Below are 8297 nucleotides of genomic sequence, written 5' to 3'. Positions count from 1 at the left end.
ATCTCATGCTATTCACCTCTAACTATATTTTTTTATTCTAATTTTTATTCTTCCACTAGAAGTATTTCCTAAAATATTAAGAATTTTAAATTTCCCATAACCTCTTATAGTCACAATATCTTCCATAGATATTTCTCTGCTTTTTTCTAAAAGGGCTGAATAATTTAATAATACCTTACCTTCTTTTATAAGTTTTTCAGAAGTACTTCTAGATACTTTTGTGATAGCACCAACTATACAATCAATTCTTAATGAAGAAGATATTATGTCTATGTCCTTAAAATTAACCTTAGGTATTTCTTCTATATTATCTACAATAGAAACTTCACAAGAGGTATTGGATACAGAAGTTAAATTATTCAATATGTATGGAGCAACTTCATTTATAACAGGTATATATGCTTCATTACTCTCAACAATTAAATCCCCAAATTTTTCCCTTACTATACCTAAAGATACTATAGCTCCTAGAAAGTCTCTATGGGTTAAACTATGAAATTTTGATTTACATTTAATTCTTAACATTAAATAAGGCATATCATAACAATTCTCACTGTTGAAACCTATGATTTTTCTTTCAGATTCTTCAAATCCACCTAAGAACTTCATATCAATATATGATAATTCCTTAATAGATTCTAATGTATTTATAACATTTGGAGTATAAAATTCATTAGTATATAAAGGATAAGAAACCCTCTCAGCAATCTTTATTTTTTCATATAAAGATGCTAAGGAGGTCTTATCATAAAAAGTAAATCTATTTAAAAATTCTTTTTTATCCATTATTATTTCCAGTTGAATAGTCCCTTTGAGGTTATTTCTGTTTTAAATTCATTAGAAACCTCCACATTAGAAGGTGAAAGTACATAAACTCCACGCTCTACCTCTTGAAGTTCTCCACCTAATGCATAACTTGATCCACTTATAAAGTCTAAAAGTCTTTGCGCTACTTTAGGTTCTAAAGCACTAGTATTAAAAACTACTATCTTTCTATTTTGAAGGTCATCTACTATATCAGTGGCTTGTTCGAAAGCACTTGGTTTAACTATAGACATTCTTGTTGTATTACCCTTTGCAGAAGGTGCTGCTGCTATATTAACTACTTTACTACTTCTTCTATTAGATGTTACAACTGGTTCTACTTCTTCTACCTCATCCATCTCCATCTCTTCATCGTATTCCTCATCATACTCATCATCTAGTCCTAGGAATCCTCTCATTTTGTGTAATACATTTGACATACTAATCACTCCTAAATCCATTGAAATTTATTTATATTCTCTTTTACCAAAAATTCCTTCACCAACTCTAATTGTGTTTGATCCTTCTTCTATGGCAATTTTATAGTCATTAGTCATTCCCATAGATAGTACTTCCATAGATATATTATTAAGGCTTCTTTCTTTTAAAGAATCCCAAAGGTTCTTTATCTCCTTAAAATAATTTCTAGAAGTTTCTTCATCACCTTTAGGTATTATTGCCATAAGACCTTTAACCCTTACAGCTTTGCACTTTTGAACCTCTTCTAAAAGCTCTTCTAAATTTTCTAAAAGTAGCCCTGTTTTATTCTCTTCCCTTCCTATGTTTATTTCTATTAATACATTAACAGTTTTCCCTTTAGACCCATATTGTTTTTCTAATTCCTTTAATAAAGAAACTCGATCTAAGGAATGTATTAAATATACTTTATCCACAAGATATTTAACTAATCTCTTGAACCTTATTTTCACCAAAATCTCTAGCTCCAGCTCTATAAGCTTCTTCCATTTCATCCAATAATCTAGTTTTACTTACAGAAATCAAGGTTACATTTTCTGGGATATCTGATTTTACTTTTAACACTCTTTCATATATACCCAAAGATAGTCTCCCCTCACATTTTTGCATAAAATTATATTTAAATTTATACTTAAATTAAATATTCTTCATAGATTAAAAAAATCCTTCAAAAAACCTTATTATTTTGAATAATAATTTAAATCATTAACTTTTATATCTCCATCATATGCTGGAACTTCAACTTCATCCTCTTCATAAATAGTCACATTTATTCCTCTATTCATTAATCCTTTAAGATGACTCTCACTACTTAGAAGATATTTTTTCATTACTTCTTTATTCCCAATAGCAGTAATATAAAAAGGTGCTGGAGTTCTAACTCCGTTAATGCTTAGGAATGCCCAGGAACAATCTATTTTAGAATTAGACAGTACTCTTTGACCATTAATAGATATGGCCTCTGCCCCTGCATTCTTTATTTCATTAATAACATTAAGCATATCTGTATTGTGTATTATCATATCTCTAGCAGTATAGAAATCTTCTTCTGCTATCTCGTTTATAAATGTACTTTCTGCAGCGTCAATTAATGTTATCTTAAGTCCTGGACCTTTAACATTAGAATACCCTAAAATATTCTTATTATAGTCTATTTCGTTTGTAATCTCTTCTACAATTTTATCCTTATCATTCTCTTTAAGCTTATATCCCTCTAACTTAGCAACATTATTATAATATCCTTCTTTTATAGAGGATACCTCTCCTATAAGCTTATTTCTTAAGTTACTAGCTTCTTGATATTGCTTAACACTTAAAACAACTCTCTCAGATTCATCACTTAAGTTAATATTTAAGGAGATTAATATTCCTATTATAATAGCAGCTATGAAAACAAAGATATTTGCTTCATTTACCTTCATAAATCCACCTCATTATTTATGAGATTTAGCCTTTTCTATTATAAGTCTTCTTATAATAGCAAAGTTATCAAATATTCTTCCTCCAAAAACTATAACTGCAGCCATATATATAGGTATTCCAAGCTTATCTCCAAGATAAGCTAATGCTGCTGCTAAAGCTGCATTTCCAAAAAATCCAGATATAAAAATATCCGCATGGAAATTTTTAGAAAGAGAAGCTCTTATAGCTCCAAAAACCGAATCAAGGCAAGCAAGTATTGCCACTGACATATATGGCGAAAATTTATCAGGTATATTTATCTCCCAAGTTAGCCCTAGTACTATACCTATCAATAATCCTATAAATGCTATCATTTTATCACTCCTAATTATTTTACAGGTTTCATATATTCATTTTTATATATTTTAGAAAACTTAGGAATCTTTATATTATCCACTTCTTTCATATCTTTATCATAAGAAGGTAAAGCTCCAAATTCTAAAGCTCCAGGGAATGTCATCCCTCCCAAAAGATTTTCTTTGTTACCAATAGCCTTTATAGTAATTTTTTCCCTTGGAGAAACCCTATCATCATTTATTGATATAAAACTATTTCCTCCTGAACTTTTAATTCCACTTTGAATGGTAACCCTTTTATCATTTATAGATATAGCCTCCGCTCCAGAGTAGTTAAGCTCATTTATTATATATACAAGTTCACTATCTGTTAAATATTGAGCACTTAAGTTACTTGAGAAGATATTATTCTTCGGAGTTAAATTTAAAACTATTCCTGGACCTTCTACATCTACACTACCTATTAAAAGTCTTGTATCATCTAGCTGTTTTTTTAGCTCTTTTGTAATATCATTATTACTTGTTGCAGCCTCTTCATATTTTTTTAATTGCTGCATTATTTCATTATTTTTCTTCTCATATTCTGTCTTTTCATTTTTAAGGTGCTCAATCTCTGCTGTAAGGTCTTGAGAATTATAATTTTTACCTACTAAACTTTTTTCTTGCTCTTTTAAAAGCCTAAATTGGTAAGCTAGCAAAAATCCCAATATTATACATACCGAAGCCACAGCTATTTGAGATGCATACTTCTTCATAAATACTCCTCCTAATTTTCTAGATATACAACAGGGTTTCCATTAAAACTCACATCTATGTATCCCTTACCTTCTCTTATATCTTCTCTATCTTTTAATATGTTTAAAGCTTTGTTTAATTTTTCCTCTAATTTTTCCTCTGTTCCTATTCTAATCTCCATATTTTTATAATAAAATTTTATGTTTAATAAATCTTCAATATTTATACCTGTAAATTGTATTGAGGATGTATTATTTACTAATAGCTTAGAGATATCCTTTATAATTTCATTTTTTCTTATATTTTCATCATCTATAGCCTTACCAACCTCTGCCTTAGAATAATCAAAGCCTGTAACATTTACTAGATTTAAGCCTTCTAAATTCTTCCTCTCTTCTAAGACCATCATGTCCTTATCAAAAACATAATACTTTTCATCAAAAATTCCATAGAAAAAGGCCTCTCTTTCCTTAACCTTAAATACTATGGTCTTTGGAAGTTGTCTATCTATTTGAACTTTCTCTATATAAGGTATTTCCTCTATAGAATCAACAACTGTATTTTTATTAAAATAAAAAATATTATTCCCTACTTTTAGAGGGGACTTATCTAAAATTTCATCAGTAGCTAGAATTTTATTATTTTCTACAAATATGGTGGTTATATTAAAAAATGGTGCCTTTATAGCCACTGTTATAAGTACAGCTAACATAAAAATCATAAACAAAACTAACTTTTTTAGATTTCTTTTAACTTTTCTTTTCTTTAAAGCTTCCTTTGAATATACTTCATTTATTGGTTTTTTCATTAAATCACCCTTGCATTTTATTTACAATTATATAATAACATTTATAAAAAGTTATTTCATTAAAATTTGGTGAAAATTTAATAAAATAATTTACTTTATTAAAATTACTCTCTAAAACTCTATAATTTTCTAATTATTCTATAAATATATCCATAAGTCTTCTTTCTTTTACTTTAGAAGTTATCTGTAAAAGCCTTAAATTAAAAAGAGAATAAATCTAATAAGATTTATTCTCTAAAAATCACTCTGCATTTCTTGATACATTTAAAAGAATTCCCATGGCTGTCATATTTATTACAAGAGATGTTCCACCATAACTTATAAAAGGAAGAGGTACTCCTGTAACAGGCATAGATCCTGTAACAACGGCTATGTTAATAATAGCTTGAACCGCTATTATAGATGTTATACCTACAGCAAGTAAGGTTCCATATGTGTCCTTTGCTTTTTGAGCAATGGTTATGCCTCTCCAAATAAATATTAAAAACATAGAAATTACAAATAAGCAACCTATAAGTCCAAGCTCCTCCCCAATAATTGCAAATATGAAATCATTGTGAGGCTCTGGCATATAAAAAGCTTTTTGTCTTGAGGCTCCTATACCAAGTCCAAGTATTCTTCCTGATCCTAATGCATAAAAGGATTGTATAAGTTGGTATCCATTTCCCGCAGCATCCTTCCAAGGATCTAAGAAATTTAGCATTCTTGCCCTTCTATAAGGTGCAGCGAAAGCTAGAGCTAAAAGTCCTGGTATAAACACCCCTAAAACTATGGATACTAAATGCTTAAAATTACTCCCTGCTACAAACATGACTATTAATGTAATACCCATTATAACAGTAGCTATACTCATATTCTTTTCAAGTAATATAAGAGTTGCAAAAAATCCTGATATTAAAAGATAAGGCAGTACCCCTCTCTTAAACTCTTTCATCTTTTCCCCTTGACTTGACATACTAGCTGCTAAAAATATAGCTACAGCATACTTTGTTATTTCAGAAGGCTGAAAAGTTAATATACCAAGATTTATCCATCTTCTTGCTCCATTAACAGGCTTGAAAAAGAATACTGCTATTAAAAGAGGTATACAACCTAAAAGTATTATAAATGCATACTTTTTATACTTATTATAATCAATACTCATAGTAAAGACCATAGCTATAAACCCTAAAACTCCCCATAATAACTGCCTCTTAAAAAAGAACATACTATCTCCATTTTTGTGAAGTGCAAAATAGGAACTTGCACTATATACCATAACAATTCCTATAGATAAAAGTATCATTATGGTAGAAAATAGTATGAAATCTACCTTTCTATTAGGTAAGTTTTTTTTCATATATTCTCCTCCTAAATATTACTAAAAGGATAAAAATGCAATAAAGCAAAATATTACTGTTAATATTGAAAATACTGATACAATCTTTGTCTCACTCCACCCTATTTGTTCAAAATGATGATGTATAGGTGACATTTTAAATACTCTTTTTCCTGTTAATTTAAATGAAGTTACCTGTATTATTACAGAAAGGGTTTCTATAACATAAATTCCTCCAACTATAATTAATAAAAATTCAAGCTTTAAAATCATAGCTATGGTTCCTACTGCACCACCTAAGGCTAAGGATCCAGTATCACCCATAAACACCCTGGCTGGAAATGCGTTATATCTTAAAAATCCTAATAAAGCTCCCACAAGAATTAGAGAGAAAAGTGATACTGTATAGTTTCCCATGCTATAGCTTACTAGGGCAAAGAATGTTACCACTAATAAGGTTACAGAAGTAGCAAGACCATCTAGTCCATCTGTTAAGTTTACTGCATTGGTAACTGCTGAGAAATAAACCACCATAAATGGTATAAATAAAACTCCTAGATCTATATATATATTTGCAAAAGGAATTAGTACCTTAGTTCCAATATTAATATTAGCATAGTAAGCTAAAGCTACAGATATAATTATAAGAAGAATCATCTTCTGCCACGCTTTAAGTCCTTCATTGTTTTTATATAGAATCTTTAATAAATCATCTAAAAATCCTACAAACCCAAAGGCAATAAATGCATATAGTGCCACCATAGCCTCATCACTTGGATTTTTAACTATTATAAACATAGATATTAGGGTTGCTAATATAAATATTATTCCTCCCATAGTTGGAGTTCCTGCTTTTTTCTGATGACTCTTTGGTCCCTCTTTCCTTATATATTGACCAAACTTTAACTTATGTAGTATAGGAAGCACCAAAGGCGCTAAAAGTGACGAAATTCCAAATCCCAATAATATAGACAATAAAGTCTTATAATTCAAAATATGATTTAAACTTCCATTAAACATTTCCCCGCATCCATTCTAATCTCTTTAAAATGGATTCCTCCCTTCTTTAGCTAACTAATTATAACTCTTTTAACTTATTTACTATTTTTTCAAATTTCATACCTCTTGAAGCCTTAATAAGAATTATATCTTCTTGTTCAATTAGAGATACTATATTTTCTTTGCATTCATCTGTTGTATTAAATAGTGTTATATCCTCTCCAAATCCATCTTCAAACATAGGACAGTATTCTCCTACAGCTATTACCTTGTCGATTCCTTTTTCCTTTGCATAGGCTGCAACTTCTCTGTGAGCCTCCTCTGCTTCTTCCCCAAGCTCTCTCATAGTTCCTAAAATAGCAACTTTTCTTTTCCCCTTTAAGGAAGCAAGTACATCTATAGCAGAATTCATAGAATCAGGACTTGCATTATAGCAATCATCTATTATTGTAAACTTCTCTTTTCTTATTATATCTAATCTCATAGAAGTAGCTTCAAGATTTTTTATGCCTTTATTAATATCTTCTACGGATAGATTAAACTCTTTGCAAACACTATATGCTAATAGAGAGTTAAGTACATTATGTTTTCCCACCATAGGTAAATTTATTGTACCCACTAATATCCCCTTATCCTCTATATCAAAGATAATGCCATCTTCTAGAAGTTTAATGTTTGTTCCTATTATATCTGAAGTTTTTTCTTCTACCCCAATAGATATTGTGTTAATATTCTTCCTATCTAAAGTGTTTAGCATGTGATTATCTTTATTTATTATAAGCATATTTTCCTTTGTAAAGAAGTCACATATCTCCATTTTAGCTTTTAATATGTTCTCCTTAGTTTTTAAGGTTTCAATATGGGATATTCCAATATTAGTTATAATACCTATATCAGGTCTAGAAGCTTTGGCTAGATTGTGGATTTCCCCTAAATTGCTCATTCCCATTTCGAGAACTGCTATATCATAGCTATTATCTAAAGAGAATATCATAAGAGGAAGACCTATTTCATTATTAAAATTCCCTTTTGTTTTAAACACTTTATATTTAGAACTTAAAAATGCTGCTACTATATCCTTAGTAGAAGTCTTTCCCGTAGATCCTGTGATTCCAACTATTTTTATATCAAGTTTATTTCTATAGGTTTCGGCTAAATCTAACAGAGCTCTTTTTGTATCTTCTACCTTTATTATAGATATTCCCTTAGGAATTTCTTCTATATTAAATTTTATTTCAGACACTATACAAATAGTACTACCTTTTTCTATAGCTTCTAATATAAAATCATTACCGTTAAAATTCTCGCCTTTTAGCGCTATAAATATACTATTTTTCTTTAATTTTCTAGTATCTGTTTCTATGGAATCATAAGAATAACTTTTTCCATCTACTAAAAG

General features: G+C 29.5%; 9 protein-coding genes and 1 pseudogene. All 10 read right to left on the bottom strand.

Annotated elements, in window-relative coordinates:
- Positions 1-18: 18 nt before the first annotated feature.
- Positions 19-786 (bottom strand): RNA-binding protein, encoded by a 768-nt coding sequence (locus AB2369_RS08920; protein ID WP_367666132.1) that lies wholly within the window; start codon positions 784-786, stop codon positions 19-21.
- A gap of 2 nt (positions 787-788) precedes the next feature.
- Entirely contained in the window at positions 789-1244 is a 456-nt protein-coding gene (locus AB2369_RS08915) for a cell division protein SepF (protein ID WP_367666131.1), read from the bottom strand.
- Between the two features lie 27 nt (positions 1245-1271).
- A pseudogene (locus AB2369_RS08910) lies at positions 1272-1863 on the bottom strand (YggS family pyridoxal phosphate-dependent enzyme).
- 98 nt (positions 1864-1961) lie between these two features.
- Positions 1962-2702: a DUF881 domain-containing protein gene (locus AB2369_RS08905; protein WP_367666130.1), complete on the bottom strand. Its 741-nt coding sequence runs from the start codon at positions 2700-2702 to the stop codon at positions 1962-1964.
- Between the two features lie 12 nt (positions 2703-2714).
- A complete protein-coding gene (locus AB2369_RS08900; RefSeq protein ID WP_367666129.1) occupies positions 2715-3056 on the bottom strand; it encodes a small basic family protein in 342 nt (113 codons plus the stop codon).
- Between the two features lie 14 nt (positions 3057-3070).
- Positions 3071-3793, bottom strand: a complete 723-nt coding sequence (locus tag AB2369_RS08895; RefSeq protein ID WP_367666128.1) for a DUF881 domain-containing protein — start codon at positions 3791-3793, stop codon at positions 3071-3073.
- Positions 3794-3804: 11 nt separating this feature from the next.
- Entirely contained in the window at positions 3805-4581 is a 777-nt protein-coding gene (locus AB2369_RS08890) for a cell division protein FtsQ/DivIB (RefSeq protein WP_367666127.1), read from the bottom strand.
- A gap of 241 nt (positions 4582-4822) precedes the next feature.
- Complete coding sequence (gene spoVE, locus AB2369_RS08885; protein ID WP_367666126.1) at positions 4823-5920, bottom strand: stage V sporulation protein E; 1098 nt, start codon at positions 5918-5920, stop codon at positions 4823-4825.
- Positions 5921-5941: 21 nt separating this feature from the next.
- Entirely contained in the window at positions 5942-6919 is a 978-nt protein-coding gene (gene mraY / locus AB2369_RS08880) for a phospho-N-acetylmuramoyl-pentapeptide-transferase (protein ID WP_367666125.1), read from the bottom strand.
- A gap of 58 nt (positions 6920-6977) precedes the next feature.
- On the bottom strand, positions 6978-8297 hold a 1320-nt coding region (gene murF, locus AB2369_RS08875), incomplete at its 5' end, for a UDP-N-acetylmuramoyl-tripeptide--D-alanyl-D-alanine ligase (RefSeq protein WP_367666124.1).

Source organism: Clostridium sp., assembly GCF_040797585.1.
Taxonomy (GTDB): Bacteria; Bacillota; Clostridia; order Clostridiales; family Clostridiaceae; genus Clostridium_Z.
This window is presented reverse-complemented; position numbering and strand designations above follow the sequence as displayed.